The following is a 16541-nucleotide window of genomic DNA, read 5'->3' as shown; positions in this document are numbered from 1 at the left end:
CTCCCGTTCAGTGCCCGGCCGGAGCGGGGACGCGCGCCGCGACGGCCACCCGGTCGCGGCGGCTGAGGGCGAGCATGAGGACGGCGGAGAGCATCATGAACCCGCCGACCGCGAAGAACGCGACCTTGTAGTCCCCGCCGTTGGCGTCGGCGAGCCAGCCGGTCACGTAGGGCGCGGCGAACCCGGCCACGTTGCCCATGGTGTTGATGAGCGCGATGCCGGCGGCGGCCGCGGCACCGGTGAGGAACTGCGTCGGCACGGTCCAGAAGTTCGGCAGCGCGGCGAAGATCGAGCAGGCGGTGATCGTGATCATCACGACGGTCAGCGCGGGCGAGCCGGCGAACAGCGCGAGGGGGATGCTGATCGCGCCGGTCACCGCCGGGATCGCGATGTGGCCGGTCTTCACGCCGTGCCTCGTCGCGTGCCGGGTGGCCAGGAACAGCGCCAGGGCGGCCGGCAGGTACGGGATGGCGGTGATCAGGCCCTTCTCGACCAGCCCGAACTTGGTGTCGTACTGCTCCTGGAAGCCGGCGATGATGGTGGGCAGGAAGAACGCGAGCGCGTACAGGCCGTAGATGAAGCCGAAGTAGATCAGGCTGAGCGTCCACACCCGGCCGCTGGTGAAGGCTTTGCGCAGGTCGTGGTGCTCCTTCTGGGCCGGCTGTTCGGCCTGAAGCTCGTTCGTCAGCCAGTCCCGCTCGGCCGGGGTGAGCCACGTGGCCTTGGCGGGGGAGTCGGCCAGGTAGAACCAGGCGATCACGCCGACCGCGATGGCCGGGACGCCGACGCCGAGGAACATGAACCGCCAGCCCTCGAGCGCGAAGAACACGCCGTCGTGCCCGATCAGCCAGCCGGCGAGGGGCGCGCCGACGACCGTGGTCAGCGGCTGCGCGAGATAGAACAGCCCCAGGACCCGGCTGCGGTACCGGCTGGGGACCCACAGGCTGAGAAAGAGAATCGCACCGGGGAAGAACCCGGCCTCCGCCACGCCCAGCCCGAAGCGCAGCCAGGACAGCTGCGTGTAGGACTGCACGAACGTGAACAGCACCGCCACGATGCCCCAGGTCACCATGATCCGGGCGAGCCACCGGCGGGCGCCGATCTTGTGCAGGGCGAGATTGCTCGGCACCTCCAGCAGGATGTACCCGATGAAGAAGACGCCGGACGCGAAGCCGAACTGAGCGGCGCTCAGCCCCAGGTCCCGGTTCATGCCGTTCGGCGCGGCGAACCCGATCGCGGTGCGGTCCAGGTAGTTGATGAAGAACATCAGGGCCACGAACGGCACAAGGCGCAGCACGACCTTGCGGATCGCTTGTCGTGCGATTGGGGCGGTTTGCGGGGTGTCGGCGGACATCCGGGGGCTCCTATATCGACGGGTGGGTGTCTGGGTGTACGTCGATACTCACCGTGATTGGACAACCTGTCAACCGGTTGACCAATTTTTGGTTGACCGGTTGCTAGGATTGGCACATGACGACCTCCTCCGCCTCCGACGGCCTCAGCGCCGCGCTGGGCGGCACGATCAAGAGTCAAACCGCGATGGCCGAGGTCACGCGTCGTCTCCTCGACTACATCGCGAGCGGCGCCGTCGCCCAGGGCGACCGGCTGCCTCCGGAGCGCCAGCTCGCCGAGCTGATGGGCGTCGGCCGCTCCGCCGTCCGCGAGGCTCTCGCCGCCCTGGAGATCCTGGGCATCGTGACGGTGCGTCCCGGCTCCGGGACGTACCTCAGCGGAGGCACCTCGGAGCTGCTGCCGCAGACCCTGTCGTGGGGGCTGCTGCTGCGCTCGGACAAGACCCGCGAGCTGATCGAGGTCCGGCACGGCCTGGAGACGCAGGCGGCCACGCTCGCCGCGACGCGCGCGACGGACGCCTCCCGCCGGCTGATGGCCGAGCACACGGCGACCATGGAGCAGAGCCTCGACGACTTCTCGACGTTCGTCACCGCCGACATGCTGTTCCACCAGGAGCTGGCGGCGGCGGCCGACAACGTGCTGCTGCGCGACATGCTGCAGAGCGTGCGGTCGCTGATCCGGGTGTGGGTGGAGCGCGCCCTGAACGACGCCGAGCACGCGAAGCTGACGCTGGAGGAGCACCGCGCGATCCTGGCCGCGATCGACGCCCGCGACGGGGCGGCGGCGGGGGAGGCCATGACCCGGCACATGCGCAGCGCGGCGCAGCGGCTCCTGCCCACGCTGGACTCGCCGTGACGGTCGAGCTCGTCACGGGGGACCTCACCGCGGCGCGGGTGGACGTCATCGTCAACGCCGCGAACTCATCGCTGCTCGGCGGCGGCGGGGTGGACGGCGCCATCCACCGCAAGGGCGGCCCGGCGATCCTGGAGGACTGCCGGAAGCTGCGCGCCGGCCACTACGGGCGCGGCCTTGCCGTGGGCCAGGCCGTGGCGACCACGGCGGGGCGGCTCGCGGCGCGGTGGGTGGTGCACACGGTCGGGCCGGTGTGGAGCGCCACCGAGGACCGGGCGGGGCTGCTGCGGGACTGCTACCGGAACTCGCTGGAGGTCGCGGCGGGGCTCGGGGCCTCGTCGGTGGCGTTTCCGCTGATCTCGTCCGGCATCTACCGGTGGCCGAAGGAGGACGCGGCGCGGCAGGCGTTCACGGTCTTCCGCACGCTGCCGCCCGGCATCGAGCTCGTCCGGCTCGTCGTGTTCGATGCCGAGACGCGCGAGGCCGCGGAGAAGGCGCTGCCCGTGCTACGGCTTCCCTGACGGCAGCCGGCCCCGTGCCGCGAGGGCCAGCGGCAGCGAGGCCGGGCCGGCGATCAGGACCAGCACCGACGCCTGCACCATGGCCGACCACTCCGCGACGAGGGGCCGGCCGGGGCCCGTGTCGGCGAGCATCGGCGCGAGCGCGTTCAGGGCGAGCAGCCCGATCGGCGTGAGCAGGATCAGCAGCGCCCACACGCCGCGGGAGTCGCTCCGGGCGGCCAGGCCGAGCGCGAGCAGCGCACCGCCGACCAGCAGCGTCACCGCGGCGACCGGCAGGGCCATCGCGCCGGCGTAGTAGTACCCGCCGAAGGAGACGACGTCCGGCGCGGCACCGGCGGCCGCCGCCACGCCCGCCGCCGCGGCGACGAGCGGCACCAGTCGCACCCACACCGGTCGCCGCCCGCCCGCGCCGAGCGCGACGATCCCGAGCGCGAGCTGGGGCAGCAGCACGAACAACGGCGGCCGCGGCAGCCCGGTCAGCGCCGCGGCCGGCACGAGCCCCGCGGTCGACAGCACGGCGAGTCCGGCCGCCCACCGGTACCACCTTCCGGGCGCGACCACGTGCACGACGGCCGCCACCAGCCAGGCCGCCCACGCGACGACGCCGAGCGACAGGAACGGCCCGACGTGGCGGAACCACGGCGTCGTGGGCGCCACCGCCTCGAGCACCGCCCACCCGGCCGCGAGCGCGGACGCCGTGGCCAGCGCGAGCAGTCCGGCGAGCCGGAAGCCGGGCCCGAGCCCCTGCGCGACCCGGAAATGCTGGCGCAGCCCACCGGCCGCGAGATCCGCGACGTCGGCGGCCGAGGGTCGCGTGCGCCCGGGCGTGGCCAGCGACAGGTAGGTGTCCACCAGCTCCGACCCGCGCTCCCGCCGATAGTCCGCCGGATAGAACAGGGCCGTCCAGCGCGCGTAGCGGCGTTCCAGATCGTCCCCGCTCATGCGACCCCTCCGCTGAGGCGGGGCGTGGCCTTGACGGCCCGCAGCCGAGCGGTCGCGGCGGCGACGTTGCGGCGCATGCGCTCGGTCTCGGCCGCCAGCACCTCGCCGCCGGGCTCGGTGAGCTGGTAGTAGCGGCGGAGCCGGCCCTCGACGAGCTCCTCGCGATCGACGCGCACCAGACCGGCGTCGACGAGGCGATCGAGCGCCCCGTACAGGGTGCCGGGCCGCAGCGAGACGCGCCCGCCGGACAGGCGGTCGACTTCGGCGATCAGGCCGTACCCGTGCAGGGGTTCACCGGCCAGGGCGGTGAGGATCAGAAACGTGGGCTCGCGCAGCGGTGTCTCCACGCGGTCCAATATATCGGCTGCGAAGGTATCGCGGAAGCCGCTGCCTGCCCGCAGACCGGCACCGTTCAGCTTTCGCGGCGCTCCTCAAGCGCCGCGGCCCAGGCGGCGGACCAGCGGTCGAGGGGGCGCAGCGCCTGGTAGGCGCCGCGGCCCAGGTCGGTGAGCAGGTACGCCGCGTCCGGCTGCTGGGTGACGAGCCGGGTCTCCACGAGCTCGGTCAGCCGTTGCCGCAGGACGCTGGAGGACATGTTGTCGCAGCGCTCCTGCAGCGCGCGGAAGCCGACCGGGCCGTTTCGCAGCTCCCAGACGATGCGCAGGTTCCAGCGCCGGCCGAACAGGTCGAGGGCGGCCATGAGGGGGCGGCCGGTGTTCGAGCCGCGAACCGGGCGGCCTGGTGTGGGTACCGTCATCGCCTGCGTCACTCCTCTTGATGCTTCGATAATCGATACAGTAGCGTCAACCGCGGTGATTCGATTTCCGAAGCAGGGGGACGACGCTCGTGCACAAGCTGGTGGTCCTGTATCCCGAGCCCGCCGATCCCGGGCACTTCCGCGAGTACTACGTGCGCACCCACCTCCCGCTCGTCGCGCGCATGCCCGGGCTGCTCGCGTGGCGGTACAGCTTCGACGTGACGGCCGCGCAGGGCGGGACGCCGTACTTCGCGGTCTTCGAGGCCGAGTTCGCCGACGCCGCGGCCCTGACCGCATCGAGGGCGTCGCCGCAGGGCCGGGCCGTGGCCGCCGACGTCGCCAACTACGCCACCGGCGGGGCGGTGGTCCTGGACTACCCGGCGCACGAGGGCACCGTCTGAGGGGTCAGCCGGCGGCTTTCGGCAGGGCCAGCTCGGCGAACACGGCCCGGTGGTCGCTGCGGGCGATGCGGTAGACCACGACGTGGCGCACGCCGACGCGCTGGTCGGTCAGGATGTGGTCGAGGGTCACGCTCGGGAAGTACCACCGGTCGTCGTACGGCCATGACGTGGCCAGCCCCGCGCCCGCGACGTCGGCGGCGTCGTGGTACCCCTTCGTCACCACGCGCCGGAACGCCTTGTGGTCGAGGGTCGAGTTGAAGTCGCCCATCAGGACCGTGACCGGGCCGCCCGGGGTCGCCGCCGGTTGCGCCGCGAGGTCGGCCACCCAGCAGGCACTCGAGCCGCGGCCCATGGGCGCGCACGGGTGCGCCGACTCGACGTACACCTCCGGGCCGTCCGGCACCCGCACCTTGGCGTGCGCCTGGAAGAAGCCGCCGGCGAGCTGGCGGTATCCGGTTTCGGCGAGCGGGAAGCGGCTGTAGACGGCCGAGCCGCCGGCGTCGGGCCGCGGATAGGTCGCCGTGTACGGCAGCGCCGTCTCCAGCCCGGCCGCCCGCATGGCGGCCTGGCCCTCCGCGGTGTACTCCTGCATGGCGAGCAGGTCGACCGCGCCGTCGCGGACGAGGCGCACGATCTGGGCGGGATCGGCCTGGCCGTACAACATGTTCACGGTCATCACCCGCAGCGTCGGTCCCGCCGTGGTCCCGGCGCCGGCGTCGGCGATCCAGCGCGGCAGGATGCAGGCGGCGAACGCGACCGCCACCACCGCCGCGACGATCGCGGGCCAGAGCCGTTTCGTCAGTACCGCGAGGGCCAGCGGCACCAGCGACGCCAGCGCGGCGTACGGGGTGAAGGCGAGCAGCTGGATGGCCGGGTAACCGGGCTCCAGGCCGGACACCCGCGCCGCCGCCCAGATCGCGAACGGCGCGACGAGCAGCCACGTCAGCCATGTTTTCAGGGTTCCAGCGCGCGGCAGAGATCCCCCGATGCCGATCATTCCGCCAGCGTACTGGGCCGGTAGTTTCCGAAAGATGCAGCGCCGGTCCATGGCCGGCGCGGGGCATATTGGCTGCTCGGCGGCCTGTGGCGGCCGGACGAACATGTTCGTCGAAGCGCGTCGATTGACACCCCGCCGCGGCCCTGGCAACACTCCGCCTCGTCCGGTGCCTCTGGACCGTACGAGAGGAATGCTCATGGGTTTGACAGTTAGGAGGGCCGGGCTCGCCGTCGTCGCCGCCACCCTGGCCCTCGCCGGTGCCGTGTACGGCGTGGCCAGGTCGACCCCGGCCAACGCCGCGGCGCAGCTGACCGCTCCCCAGCTGGTCGCCGACATGGGCGCCGGCTGGAACCTCGGCAATCAGCTGGAGGCCAACGCCAACGGCATTCCCAGCGAGACGGCCTGGGGCAACCCGGTGATCACGCAGGCCCTCATCGACCGGGTGAAGGCGTCGGGCTTCAAGACGATCCGCATCCCCGTCTCGTACCTGGGCAAGATCGGGTCCGGCCCGAACTACACCGTCGACTCGGCCTGGCTGAACCGGATCCAGGAGGTCGTCAACTACGCCTACAACTCCGGCCTGTACGTGCTGATCAACATGCACGGCGACGGCTACAAGAGCGTGACCGGCTCCTGGCTGGTCTGCGACGCGTCGGACCAGACCACGGTCAAGGCCAAGTACCAGAAGGTGTGGCAGCAGGTCGCGACGAAGTTCGCGAGCTACAACGACCACCTGATCTTCGAGTCGATGAACGAGGAGTTCGACGGCCAGTACGGCAACCCGACCCAGCCGTGCTACTCGAACATCGTGGCGTACAACCAGATCTTCGTCGACACCGTCCGGCGAACGGGCGGCACCAACGCCTCCCGCTGGCTGCTCGTGCCGGGCTGGAACACCAACATCGAGTACACGACGGGCAGTTACGGCTTCTCGCTGCCCACCGATGCCTATCGGTCGTCGTCCATCCCCAGCGGCGAGCAGCGGCTCATGATCTCCGTGCACTACTACGACCCGTGGGATTTCGCGGGCCAGGAGGACGGCAACATCACGCAGTGGGGCGCGGCCGCGACCAACCCGGCCAAGAAGTCGACCTGGGGCCAGGAAGACTACATGGACCTGATGCTGAAGAAGGTGCATGACGCCTTCGTCGCCAAGGGGTACCCGTTCCTGGTCGGCGAGTACGGCGCGATCGACAAGACGTCGGCCGACTCGGCGAACAACACCTACCGCGCGAACTTCGCCAAGGCCCTGGTCGCCACGGCGAAGAAGTACGGCGGCGCGACCGCGTACTGGGACAACGGGTACAACGGGCAGTACGGGTTCGGCCTGTTCAACCGCAGCTCGAACACCGTGACCCAGCAGGGCATCATCACCGCGATCATGACCGCCGCCGGGGGCACGACCCCCACCACCCCGCCGGTGTCGGCCTCGCCGTCGCGCTCGACTTCGCCTTCGCCCTCGCGTTCGCCTTCGTCGTCGCCTTCGAGCACCCCGGGCGGTTCCGGCGCCTGCCGGGTCGTCAACGCGGTCAACGCCTGGAACACCGGCCTGACCAACAGCATCACCATCACGAACACGGGCAGCACGGCCATCAACGGCTGGAACCTCGTCTTCACCCTGCCCTCCGGCCAGACCATCACCGGCGGCTGGAGTGCCACGTACTCCCCGGCCAGCGGCACAGTGACGGCGACCAACGTCAGCTACAACGGCAGTCTCGCCCCGGGCGGCTCCACCACCATCGGCTACCAGGCCAACCACACCGGCAACGCCGGCGCCCCGACCGGCTTCAAGCTCAACGGTTCCACCTGCAGCTGAGCATTCGCCAGGGCCGGACGGTGCGCCGTCCGGCCCGACGCGAACCCGGTTCCTCGCCGAAGTGCAGCTCAAGCACCCATGTGGTCTCAAGCGGGTCGACAGGGTCTGATCGATGAGGTCAGACGGCTGCGGCGGCTGGCCGACCAGGCCGATCCAGTGCCGCCGGCAGCGGAGTGAATTGGGTTGCATGCCTGCTTGTGACCAGTTCTAATCGGCGGCCGTGACAGCTATCGGCGCGCTTGCCCGCCCGGACCGGTATCCGCGCTCGTCCCGGTACGACCCGGCCTGGCTGCTCGACCTGGACATGGGCCCGAACCCGCTGTGGATGCTGGAGGACCTGGCGCAGGACCTCGACCTGCGGCCGGGCATGCAGGTCCTGGACCTCGGCTCCGGCAAGGGCGCGACGTCCGTGTTCCTGGCCCGCGAGTACGGCGTCCAGGTCGTGGCGGCCGACTGGTGGATCGCCCCGGACGAGGCCGCGGCCACGTTCGCCGCCGCCGGCGTTTCCGGCCAGGTGACCGCCGTGCGGACCGAGGCGCACAACATGCCGTTCGCGAAGGGCAGCTTCGACGCCATCGTCAGCATCGACGCCTTCGAGTACTTCGGCACCTCCGACTGGTACCTGCCGTACCTCGCCGGCTTCCTGCGCCCCGGCGGCGGGCTCGGCATGGCGACGCCCGGCATGACCCGGGAGGTCCGCGACCTCGGGGGCGTCCCGGAGCACATCAAGGCCCTCTTCGGCTGGGAGCCGATCGCCTGGCACACCCCCGAGTGGTGGCGCTTCCAGTGGGAGGTCACCGAACTCGTGACCGTCACCTCGGCCCGCCTGCAGGAGGACGGCTGGCGGGACTGGCTGCTGTGGACCCAGGCGCTGGCCGAGCACACCGGCGACCGGACCGGCCCGGAACACAACCGCCAGGCCGTGATCGACCTTCTCACCGCGGACGCCGGCGAGCTGCTCGGCTTCGCGCTGGTGACCGCGAGGAAGAACTGACGGCCCGGCGGTCAGAACTCCGCGCGGCGCCAGGACGGCCCGGCGTAGGCGGGCGGGTCGTCGCGGCCCCCCTTGATGCTGTGCCAGCTCGCGTTCCAGTCGGCGGCGGGTCCTTCGAGCAGCGCCCGCACCAGGGCGGCACTGTCGTCCGGGCGCTGCGCGTCCCAAGGGGCAACCACCCAGATCTGGTACTCGTCCGGCTCCTCCAGCCACACCGAGAGCTCGCCGGTGCCGGCCAGGCTGACGCGCAGGCCTTCGAGGCCCGGTGGCAGGACGACGCCGGCGAGGACGAGGCGCCCGGCCCGGTGCACCGCCGTCTCCCAGCTGCGGTCGGCTTCGAGGCGGGCGACCTCGGCGTCGTAGGCGGTGGCGTCGAACAGGATGGTCCGCCGCTCGCCCACGAAGCGCACGCCGCGCCGGTCGCCCACGTCCCAGCGCACGACGTCGCCCTCACGGCGTACCCGGGCCTCGATCGCGCAGCAGGACGGTCCGCAACTCGGGCAGCACGCGATCGTCGCGGTGGTGAAGTCGTCCGTCGCCACGAAACGGTTCACCGGCACCAGGGCGTGCCACGGACCCGGACCGTCGTCGCCGTCGGCGTGGCTGAGGTCGACCCCGTCGACGCGCACGATCACGCGCGCCTGCTCGGCGGACCGCGCGTGCAGCGCAGGCTCGATCGACAACGACAGCGAGGACGCCACGACCGCATGGTACAGCTGGCACGATTGCGCGCATGACACCGAACGCGAGATCGGCGGCGCCGGGGTGCGTCTTCTGCGCCATTGTGGCCGGGCAGGCGGAGGCCAGCGTGGTGTACGAGGACGGGACCGTGGTCGCCTTCATGGACCTGAACCCCGTCACGCCCGGCCACCTGCTCGTCGTGCCACGCGAGCACGCGGTGGGCTTCGAGGACCTCGACCGGGTCACGGGCGCGCACGTCTGGTCGGTCGGTCACGACTTGGCGCGGGCCCTGCGACGCTCCGGCCTGCGCTGCGAGGGGATCAACGTCCTCGTCTGTGACGGCGAGGCCGCCTTTCAGACGGTCTTCCACTTCCACCTGCACGTCATCCCTCGCTACGCGGGAGACGGCTGGACCACTGTGCCGGCGACGCTGCGGCGGGAGCGGCCGCACCTCGACCGCGACGCACAGGCGATCAGGAACGCCCTCGCGCCGGCGGACTGACCGGCGGCGCTCGCTCGGTCATTGCGCGGGGGGTACGCAACGCGGGGTCGCGCTCGGTCGCGCCGCCGACGTATCGTGCGGCCGGGATGCAAGCGATGGGATGACGGGTCGTGGATGTGAACGGTCTGGTCGTACGGCTGCGCAGTGACGACAGCGTCGTGCGGGTCGGCGCGCGGGACGCGATTGTCGCGCTCGGGCCGGTGGCCGCGCTGCCGGCGATGCTGGCCGAGCTGGCGAATCCGGCTCGCGAGGCGGCCGCGGACGTCGTGATCGGCGGGATTCTGGGCCGGTGGGGCGCGCCCGCGTTCGACCCGGTCGTGCGGGCGCTGGCCGCGGCGCGCGATGAGCACGCGGCACGGCGCACATCGAACGCGTTGTACGCGCTGACGGGTCTTGACTCGGCCCGGTTCGCGGCGCTGTTGCGGCACCCGAGTCCGGCGGTGCGCGATGCGGGGGCGTACGTGCTGCTGCACCACGGCGGGCATGACGTCACCGCGTTCGCCGACGACTTCGCGCCGCTGCTGGGCGACCCGGATGCCGGGGTGCGGGCGAAGGCGGTGCGGGCGCTGACCGAGGCCGGCCCGGCGGCGCTGCCGGGTGCTCGCCGGATGCGCCGTACCGTGCCCGCCGCGCGCCGGGCCGCGCTGCTGGTGATCGCGGGGGTCGACTGGGCGGCGCTGGATCGCGACGACGTCGACGCCGTGCGCCGGCTCGTGCGGATCAAGGCGGCGCGTGAGGTGCCCGCGCCGGTGTCCTGCGAGCTCGAGTCCTGGTTCGCGGTGCCGTCACGGGCCGCCGAGCGACTCGAACGCGAACGGCCGGGCCTTGTCGACGCGGAGATCGATCGGGCCGTGGCGGTCGAGCAGGCGGCCGTCCTCGAAGCGTTCGGGTTGTCCGACCCGGAACCGGCGACGATGCGCATGGGGATGTCGGCGCCGCGGGACGCACGGCACGCGTGGGTCACCGGCGCCATTGACGGTTGGTTTCTCGTGTACGGCATGCCGGCGACCCCGGCGGACGCGATGCCGATCTGCGCGGACGTGAGCGCGAAGCTCGGCGAGTGCCACTACTACACCTCCGGCTGGCTCGTGGCGCGCGACGGCCAGGTGGTGCGGTGGTTCGATCCGGAGGCGTACCCGGATGACGACCTTCCCGAGGTGGGCGAGCCGTTGCCGTTCGAGGACGAGTGGGGCGACCCGTCGGTCGGTGAGGTGCTGCGCGCGATCTCCGTCGACCCGGCCCGGATCGGTGCGCACACCCGCGTGCGGGGCCAGGGCGTGCTGGCGCTGACCTCGTCCGGACGCGAACACGGGCCGGGTGGCGGAGTGCTGGAGATCTGACCCTCGCGTAGTCGGCGGCGGGTGGAGCGAAAGGCCGCCGCCGTGAACAAGATGCCGGTCAGTCGAACTCGCGGGAGATGACCTCGACCCGGGCCTTGTCGTGGTGGGCGCGGACGGTGTCCAACGCGAGGCGGTCCAGGTCGGCCGCGGCGTCGCTCTCGTGCGGTTCGAGGACGCCCATCGCCACGTTGGGGGAGTCCTGGTCCAGGCGGACGTCTTCGGCGAGTACCAGTTCCAGGAGCTCTTTGGCCTGAAGCTTCGCGCCCTCGTCGACCGCGATGTGGACCATGAGGTGCTCGTTGCCCGTCGCGAGCCAGCGGGCGTGGCCGATCCACACCGTGCGCACGGCCGGGTAGGCGAGGATGCGGGCCGCGAAGGCGCCGCGCAGGGCCACCGCGACCGGGTGGGTCGACCAGGTCAGGCGCATGGTCTGCGCGCCCTGGGTGCGCACGCCCCTCTCGCGCAGCGTGTGGCCGACCAGCGGCATGGGGACGTTGGCCCACTGCGTCTCGGCGAAGACGGCCAGCGCCTCGACGCCGGTGTGCTGGGCGATGTCGAGCAGGCGAAGGGCGTCGCACCAGACCGAGCCGGCCGCGTCCGGGAGCCACTGGTCGCATGCCGCTTCGCTGGTGTACGCGGGCAGGGCCGGGCCGGAGTCGCCGAGGCTGATGAAGACGACGCCGCCCTCGTCGTTGAACGGGACGTACACGCCACCGTCGACGAGCGCGGCCAGCAGGGCGTCGGATTCGTCGGCGGGGCGGCCGCGCTCGAGGATCGCGGCCAGTGTTGCGTTGGGTCCGGGCACGCGGGGAGCATAGAGCAGCGGCTCAGGTCGCGGGGGCCGGGCCGGTGGAGGCGCGCACGATCAGCCGGGTCGGCAGGGACGTCCGCGCGCCCGCCGGGCGTTCGGCGATCAGGTCGGCGAGCAGGTCCACACCCGCGCGGCCGCACTGTTCGCGGGGCTGGCTCACCGTGGTCAGCGCCGGGCTGACCAGGGCCGAGACCGCGATGTCGTCGAAGCCGACGATGCTGATGTCGTCCGGCACCCGCACGCCGCGGGCGGCGAAGCGGCTCAGCAGGCCGAGCCCGATCAGGTCGTTGTACGCCACCACCGCCGTCACCGACGCCGCCAGCACCTGGTCGGCCACCGCCACGCCGCCCTCGAAGTCGGGGGACACGTGCCCGGCCTCGACCACCTCCAAGGACAGACTGGCGGCGACCGAACGCACCGCGCGGAGGCGTTCGCGGTTCACCCACGACGTGCGCGGGCCGGCCACATAGCCGACGCGGAGGTGGCCGAGCGCCGCAAGGTGGGCGAGCGCCTGGCGGATGCCGTCGGCGTTGTCGAAGACGATCGACGGGAGCTGGCCGACGCGGCGGTTGAGCAGCACCACCGGCACGTCGCCGCAGACCGCGCGCAGCTCCTCGTCGGCCGCCCGGGGCGCGCACAGTACGAAGCCGTCGACCTGCTTGGTGAGCGTGCGGATCAGGTCCAGTTCGGTGGCGGGGTCCTCGTCGGAGTCGGCGAGCAGCACCGCCAGCCCGAACTCGCGCGAGCGGCGCTGGGCGGCCTTGACGATGCCCGGGAAGAACGGGTTCGCGATGTCCGGGACCAGGAACCCGATGGTACCGGTCCGGCCCGTGCTCAACCCGCGCGCGATGCGGTTCGGCTGGTACCCGAGCCGCTGCACGGCCCGCTCCACCCGCTCGCGGGTCGCGGGGCGGACGCGGTCCGGGGCCGCGAGGGTGCGCGACACCGACGACTGCGACACGCCCGCGAGCCGCGCGACGTCCCGGATCGTCGCCGTCATGCCGACCTCCTGGAAAGCCGCCGCCCCGACACCTCCTGGGAAGCCGTTCCAGAGCACCTCCTGGAAGCGGTTCCAGAAACTGTCAGTTCCGTTCGGGAAAAAAACAGATTAGCACGATGTACGTCGATGTATTGAACAAGTCTGACATGACGAGGAGAGTCGATGCATGAAGCGAAGGAACGTGCTCGGCCTGGCCGCCGGGCTCTCGATCGGCGCCGTCGCCGCGCCGGGCCGGGCCGAAGCCGCCACCGGCGAGCAACTGAGCAACTACGCCAGTCATGTCAGCGACGCCCGCAGCGTCACCGTCACGAGTGCCACCGGGCAGCGGCTGCGGATCACCGCGTACGGCAACCAGATCGTGCGGGTCCGCGCCATTCGCGGCGGCGAGACGTTCTTCGCCGACACGCGGTACGAAATGGTGATCCCGGCCAATCATGCGGGCATGGGCGGCAGTCTGACCGTCACCGACGCCGGTTCCAGTCTGAGCATCGTGACCGGGGCGGCGGACGGCATCCGGATCGTGGTGCAGAAGAACCCGCTGCGGATGGAGTTCTACCATCGCGGTACCGGCGCGCTGTTGGCTCGTGAGGACTCGACCCGCAGCATCACCTGGGGCGGCACGAACAACAGCGTCATCACCCAGGCGTTCGTCCCGCCGCCCGCCGACGAGCACTTCGTCAAGGCCGGCCACGGGTTCTACGGGCGCTCGCCGCGGGTGGACCGGACCGGCGACGTCGTGGCGCACAACTACGGCCTCGTGCGCGGCGACCAGGCGCCGGCGATCGTGCCGCTGTACCTGTCGACCAAGGGCTACGGCGTCTTCTGCAACACTACCTTCGACATCACGTACTCCTTCGCCAGCGGCACCGCGCGCGACTACGCGTTCGCCGCCGACGAGCACGCGACCGCCGGCGTGCGCCCGCAGCTGGACTGGTTCCTCATCAACGGGCCGGAATTTCCCAAGCTGCTCGACCGGTACACCCAGCTGACCGGCCGCCCCCGCCTGCCCCAGCTGGCCATCTTCGGCCTGCACATGACCGACAAGAACTTCCCGGACGTCAGCGACCAGAACTGGTGGCGCACGAAGATCACCCAGCACCGCAACGCCGGCTTCCCGTTCGACCACCACGTCAACGACAACCGCTGGCGGGCCGGGACGGGCGCGTGGGGCGGCTCCTGGTTCGAGTTCAGCTCGGTGCGCTGGCCCGATCCGGCGGGCTACCAGGCCTGGGCCGCGGCCAACGGGGTGACGATGACGCTGGACTACAACCGCAACAACTCCAACCTGATGGCGGGCTGGGTCGGCGGGCCGCCGCCCGGCTACAGCTTCAAGGCCGCCGACCTCACCGCGGTCGCCGACAACGGTTCGGTGCCTGACTGGAGCAACCCCGCCACCCGCACCTGGGTGTGGAACGTCTTCTGGTCCAAGGCCCTGAACCCGGCCCTGCACTACCCGGGCGACGGCCTGTGGCTCGACGAAACAGATGAACTCGGCCCCATTCCGTACAACGCCGACTCGGCGGGCGGCAAGAAGTGGTCGGAGCTGCGCAACTCGTACTTCTTCTACCTGCACAAGGGCGTCGGCGAGGAGGGCTGGGACCGGGCCCTGGCCAAGCGCCCGTGGACCTGGAGCCGCGGCGCGTCGGCCGGCCAGCAGCGCTACGGCCACTACTGGACCGGCGACATCGGCTCCACGTACTCCGAGATGCAGCAACAGATCCGCGGCATGCTCGTCGGCGGCCTGGGCGGCTTCCCGTACTCGAACATCGACGGCGGCGGCTTCCAAGGTGGGGCCGGCGGCCTCATTTCGGAGCCGTTCTACCGCAACTGGACGGCGGCCTGGTCAAGCCTGTCCCCGATCTGGCGCCCGCACAGCGGCGCGAGCACCACGAGCCAGGGCGCGATCGCGTCGCGCTGGCCGCTGGACCAGAGCACCGCGATCCAGAACGACTTCCGCAAGTACGGCGAGCTGCGGTACACCCTGCTGCCCTACATCTACAGCATCGCCCACGAGGCCGCGGCCACCGGCATGCCCATGGCGCGCGCGATGGTCGTCGACTACCAGACCCGCCCGAACGCGCTGTCGCACGATTTGCAGTACATGTGGGGCCCGTCCTTGCTCGTGGCCCCGGTGACGCAGGACGGCGGCGCGACCCAGAACGTGTGGCTGCCGGCCGGCGACACCTGGTACAACTTCTGGGCCGACATCAAGCACGTCGGCACCGACTCGGCCGACCTGCCGTACGTCACGTACACCGGTGAAATCGTCCTCTTCGTCAAGGCGGGCGCGATCCTGCCGAAGTACCAGTACGCGCAGAGCACGAAGTACGTGAACAAGCGCCACCTGGAACTGGAGATCTGGGCCGGCGCCGACGGCACCTTCAACCTGACCGAGGACGACGGCCTCACCGAGTCGTACCGCGTGACGGGCGCCAAGGCCGTGACCACGTTGACGTGGACCGATGCCGCATCGAGGACGACGATCCGCCACCCGCAGGGCACCTACGACGGCGCCCCGGCCACCCGCCGCTACCTCGTGCGCATCCACGGCCTGACCGCCCCGGCCGGCATGCGCGTCAACGGGGGCGCCACACTGGCGTCCTACAACACCGAAGCAACGGCCATAACCAGCGGCAGCGGTACCGTCTGGGACGCCGCCAAGAAGATCCTGACCATCGTCACCGGGCAGATCCCCGTCACTCCCGGCGGCGGCGTAGCGGCGACCATCGAACCGAGCGGGGCCGCATACCCGACGCCGACCGGCGGCACCGCCTACGCCGCCGAGCGGGCCGTACTCAGCAACGCGGTCATCGACACCAGCCACCCGGACTACACCGGTACGGGCTTCGTCGACTTCACCGACACCGCGGCCTCGGGCGCCTACGTCCAGTGGACGGTCAACGTGCCCACCGCCGGAACGCGGACACTGACCTTCCGCTACGCCAACGGCGGCACGGGAAACCGGCCGCTGGCGATCGCGGTGAACGGCGCCACCGTCAACAGCGCGCTGGCGTTCAACCCGACCGGCTCGTGGGACACCTGGGCAACGACGTCGTTCACGGCCTCGATGCCGGCGGGGAGCGCGGTCACCGTCCGCGCCACGACCACGGGCGCGAACGGCGCGAACCTCGACAGCCTGACCATCTCCTGACGCAAGCACGCCCGCGCGCACCGGTCGGCCCACCACCGACCGGCCGGTGCACCGCCGATCGGCCGGTGCGCCGTTGTGAGGATGCCGCATCGGCGAGTGGGCGCTACGCGTCGGCGTCGTGGTGGTGGACGCCGGATCTCGGGTTCTGGGCCAGGGCGGCGAGGGTTTCGTTGACGTCGTGGGCGTACCACTCGGTGTAGCCGCAGGCGGTGCAGATCCAGAGCTCGAAGCGGCCCGCCTGCCGGCGGCGGCGCAACTCGGCGCCGGTCGCGGAGCCGGAGCCGAGGCGGGTGATGGGTGGGAGGGGTACGGCGACGTTGCTGCTGTCGCCGTCGGGGATCAGGAACGGGTCGATCTGCCACAGGCGGGGGCACTGGCACTTCACGCACCGGCGGGTCGTTCGCATGCGGTCAGGGTAGATAG

General features: G+C 71.5%; 17 protein-coding genes. 8 read left to right on the top strand and 9 right to left on the bottom strand.

Annotation, left to right across the window (positions count from 1 at the left end; genetic code table 11):
• Positions 1-7 precede the first annotated feature (7 nt).
• Positions 8-1297, bottom strand: a complete 1290-nt coding sequence (locus ACQPZ4_RS29230; RefSeq protein WP_433042139.1) for an MFS transporter — start codon at positions 1295-1297, stop codon at positions 8-10.
• A 173-nt stretch (positions 1298-1470) separates the two neighbouring features.
• Here ACQPZ4_RS29230 and ACQPZ4_RS29225 point away from each other — a divergent pair, with 173 nt between their 5' ends.
• Positions 1471-2208, top strand: coding sequence for a FadR/GntR family transcriptional regulator (locus ACQPZ4_RS29225; protein WP_433042136.1), 738 nt, complete (start codon positions 1471-1473; stop codon positions 2206-2208).
• Positions 2205-2726, top strand: coding sequence for an O-acetyl-ADP-ribose deacetylase (locus ACQPZ4_RS29220; RefSeq protein WP_433042133.1), 522 nt, complete (start codon positions 2205-2207; stop codon positions 2724-2726). Before ACQPZ4_RS29225 ends, ACQPZ4_RS29220 begins: the two co-directional genes overlap by 4 nt.
• Here ACQPZ4_RS29220 and ACQPZ4_RS29215 read toward each other — a convergent pair.
• From ACQPZ4_RS29215 to ACQPZ4_RS29205, 3 genes are all read right to left on the bottom strand, one after another.
• A complete protein-coding gene (locus ACQPZ4_RS29215; RefSeq protein WP_433042130.1) occupies positions 2712-3668 on the bottom strand; it encodes a hypothetical protein in 957 nt (318 codons plus the stop codon). The genes ACQPZ4_RS29220 and ACQPZ4_RS29215 overlap by 15 nt on opposite strands.
• Positions 3665-4015 (bottom strand): PadR family transcriptional regulator, encoded by a 351-nt coding sequence (locus tag ACQPZ4_RS29210; RefSeq protein WP_433042127.1) that lies wholly within the window; start codon positions 4013-4015, stop codon positions 3665-3667. The genes ACQPZ4_RS29215 and ACQPZ4_RS29210 overlap by 4 nt, the downstream gene beginning before the upstream one ends.
• 65 nt (positions 4016-4080) lie before the next feature.
• On the bottom strand, positions 4081-4425 hold the full coding sequence (locus tag ACQPZ4_RS29205) for a winged helix-turn-helix transcriptional regulator (RefSeq protein WP_433042124.1): 345 nt from the start codon (positions 4423-4425) through the stop codon (positions 4081-4083).
• An 89-nt stretch (positions 4426-4514) separates the two neighbouring features.
• Here ACQPZ4_RS29205 and ACQPZ4_RS29200 point away from each other — a divergent pair, with 89 nt between their 5' ends.
• Positions 4515-4826, top strand: a complete 312-nt coding sequence (locus tag ACQPZ4_RS29200) for an EthD family reductase (protein ID WP_433042121.1) — start codon at positions 4515-4517, stop codon at positions 4824-4826.
• A 4-nt stretch (positions 4827-4830) separates the two neighbouring features.
• On the opposite strand, the gene ACQPZ4_RS29195 is transcribed toward ACQPZ4_RS29200, so the two are convergent.
• Complete coding sequence (locus ACQPZ4_RS29195; protein ID WP_433042118.1) at positions 4831-5823, bottom strand: endonuclease/exonuclease/phosphatase family protein; 993 nt, start codon at positions 5821-5823, stop codon at positions 4831-4833.
• 196 nt (positions 5824-6019) lie between these two features.
• On the opposite strand from ACQPZ4_RS29195, the gene ACQPZ4_RS29190 reads away from it, so the two are divergent.
• Positions 6020-7639: a cellulase family glycosylhydrolase gene (locus ACQPZ4_RS29190; protein ID WP_433042115.1), complete on the top strand. Its 1620-nt coding sequence runs from the start codon at positions 6020-6022 to the stop codon at positions 7637-7639.
• 220 nt (positions 7640-7859) lie between these two features.
• Complete coding sequence (locus ACQPZ4_RS29185) at positions 7860-8633, top strand: SAM-dependent methyltransferase (protein WP_433042112.1); 774 nt, start codon at positions 7860-7862, stop codon at positions 8631-8633.
• An 11-nt stretch (positions 8634-8644) separates the two neighbouring features.
• On the opposite strand, the gene ACQPZ4_RS29180 is transcribed toward ACQPZ4_RS29185, so the two are convergent.
• A complete protein-coding gene (locus ACQPZ4_RS29180; protein ID WP_433042109.1) occupies positions 8645-9334 on the bottom strand; it encodes a hypothetical protein in 690 nt (229 codons plus the stop codon).
• 32 nt (positions 9335-9366) lie between these two features.
• Here ACQPZ4_RS29180 and ACQPZ4_RS29175 point away from each other — a divergent pair, with 32 nt between their 5' ends.
• A complete protein-coding gene (locus ACQPZ4_RS29175; protein ID WP_433042106.1) occupies positions 9367-9816 on the top strand; it encodes an HIT family protein in 450 nt (149 codons plus the stop codon).
• 110 nt (positions 9817-9926) lie between these two features.
• The gene (locus ACQPZ4_RS29170; protein WP_433042103.1) at positions 9927-11156 is read left to right on the top strand and encodes a HEAT repeat domain-containing protein; all 1230 of its coding nucleotides are present in this window, start codon (positions 9927-9929) and stop codon (positions 11154-11156) included.
• Between the two features lie 58 nt (positions 11157-11214).
• Here the strand turns inward: ACQPZ4_RS29170 and ACQPZ4_RS29165 are convergent, their stop codons facing one another.
• Entirely contained in the window at positions 11215-11961 is a 747-nt protein-coding gene (locus ACQPZ4_RS29165; protein WP_433042100.1) for a hypothetical protein, read from the bottom strand.
• A 22-nt stretch (positions 11962-11983) separates the two neighbouring features.
• Positions 11984-12967: a LacI family DNA-binding transcriptional regulator gene (locus tag ACQPZ4_RS29160; protein ID WP_433042097.1), complete on the bottom strand. Its 984-nt coding sequence runs from the start codon at positions 12965-12967 to the stop codon at positions 11984-11986.
• A 166-nt stretch (positions 12968-13133) separates the two neighbouring features.
• Between ACQPZ4_RS29160 and ACQPZ4_RS29155 the strand changes: the two genes are divergently transcribed.
• A complete protein-coding gene (locus ACQPZ4_RS29155; protein ID WP_433042094.1) occupies positions 13134-16118 on the top strand; it encodes a TIM-barrel domain-containing protein in 2985 nt (994 codons plus the stop codon).
• A gap of 103 nt (positions 16119-16221) precedes the next feature.
• Here the strand turns inward: ACQPZ4_RS29155 and ACQPZ4_RS29150 are convergent, their stop codons facing one another.
• The gene (locus tag ACQPZ4_RS29150) at positions 16222-16524 is read right to left on the bottom strand and encodes a hypothetical protein (protein ID WP_433042091.1); all 303 of its coding nucleotides are present in this window, start codon (positions 16522-16524) and stop codon (positions 16222-16224) included.
• Positions 16525-16541: the final 17 nt, after the last annotated feature.

The organism is Dactylosporangium sp. CS-033363 (assembly GCF_050942475.1).
In the GTDB taxonomy this organism is placed as follows: Bacteria; Actinomycetota; Actinomycetes; order Mycobacteriales; family Micromonosporaceae; genus Dactylosporangium.
This window is presented reverse-complemented; position numbering and strand designations above follow the sequence as displayed.

What these genes read in the sequence shown, in the direction of transcription:
- ACQPZ4_RS29225 (WP_433042136.1), top strand. Translation starts at nt 1,471, where the DNA reads ATGACGACCTCCTCCGCCTCCGACGGCCTCAGCGCCGCGCTGGGCGGC.
- ACQPZ4_RS29215 (WP_433042130.1), bottom strand. Translation starts at nt 3,668, where the DNA reads ATGAGCGGGGACGATCTGGAACGCCGCTACGCGCGCTGGACGGCCCTG.
- ACQPZ4_RS29205 (WP_433042124.1), bottom strand. Translation starts at nt 4,425, where the DNA reads ATGACGGTACCCACACCAGGCCGCCCGGTTCGCGGCTCGAACACCGGC.
- ACQPZ4_RS29195 (WP_433042118.1), bottom strand. Translation starts at nt 5,823, where the DNA reads ATGATCGGCATCGGGGGATCTCTGCCGCGCGCTGGAACCCTGAAAACA.
- ACQPZ4_RS29190 (WP_433042115.1), top strand. Translation starts at nt 6,020, where the DNA reads ATGGGTTTGACAGTTAGGAGGGCCGGGCTCGCCGTCGTCGCCGCCACC.
- ACQPZ4_RS29175 (WP_433042106.1), top strand. Translation starts at nt 9,367, where the DNA reads ATGACACCGAACGCGAGATCGGCGGCGCCGGGGTGCGTCTTCTGCGCC.
- ACQPZ4_RS29160 (WP_433042097.1), bottom strand. Translation starts at nt 12,967, where the DNA reads ATGACGGCGACGATCCGGGACGTCGCGCGGCTCGCGGGCGTGTCGCAG.
- ACQPZ4_RS29155 (WP_433042094.1), top strand. Translation starts at nt 13,134, where the DNA reads ATGAAGCGAAGGAACGTGCTCGGCCTGGCCGCCGGGCTCTCGATCGGC.
- ACQPZ4_RS29150 (WP_433042091.1), bottom strand. Translation starts at nt 16,524, where the DNA reads ATGCGAACGACCCGCCGGTGCGTGAAGTGCCAGTGCCCCCGCCTGTGG.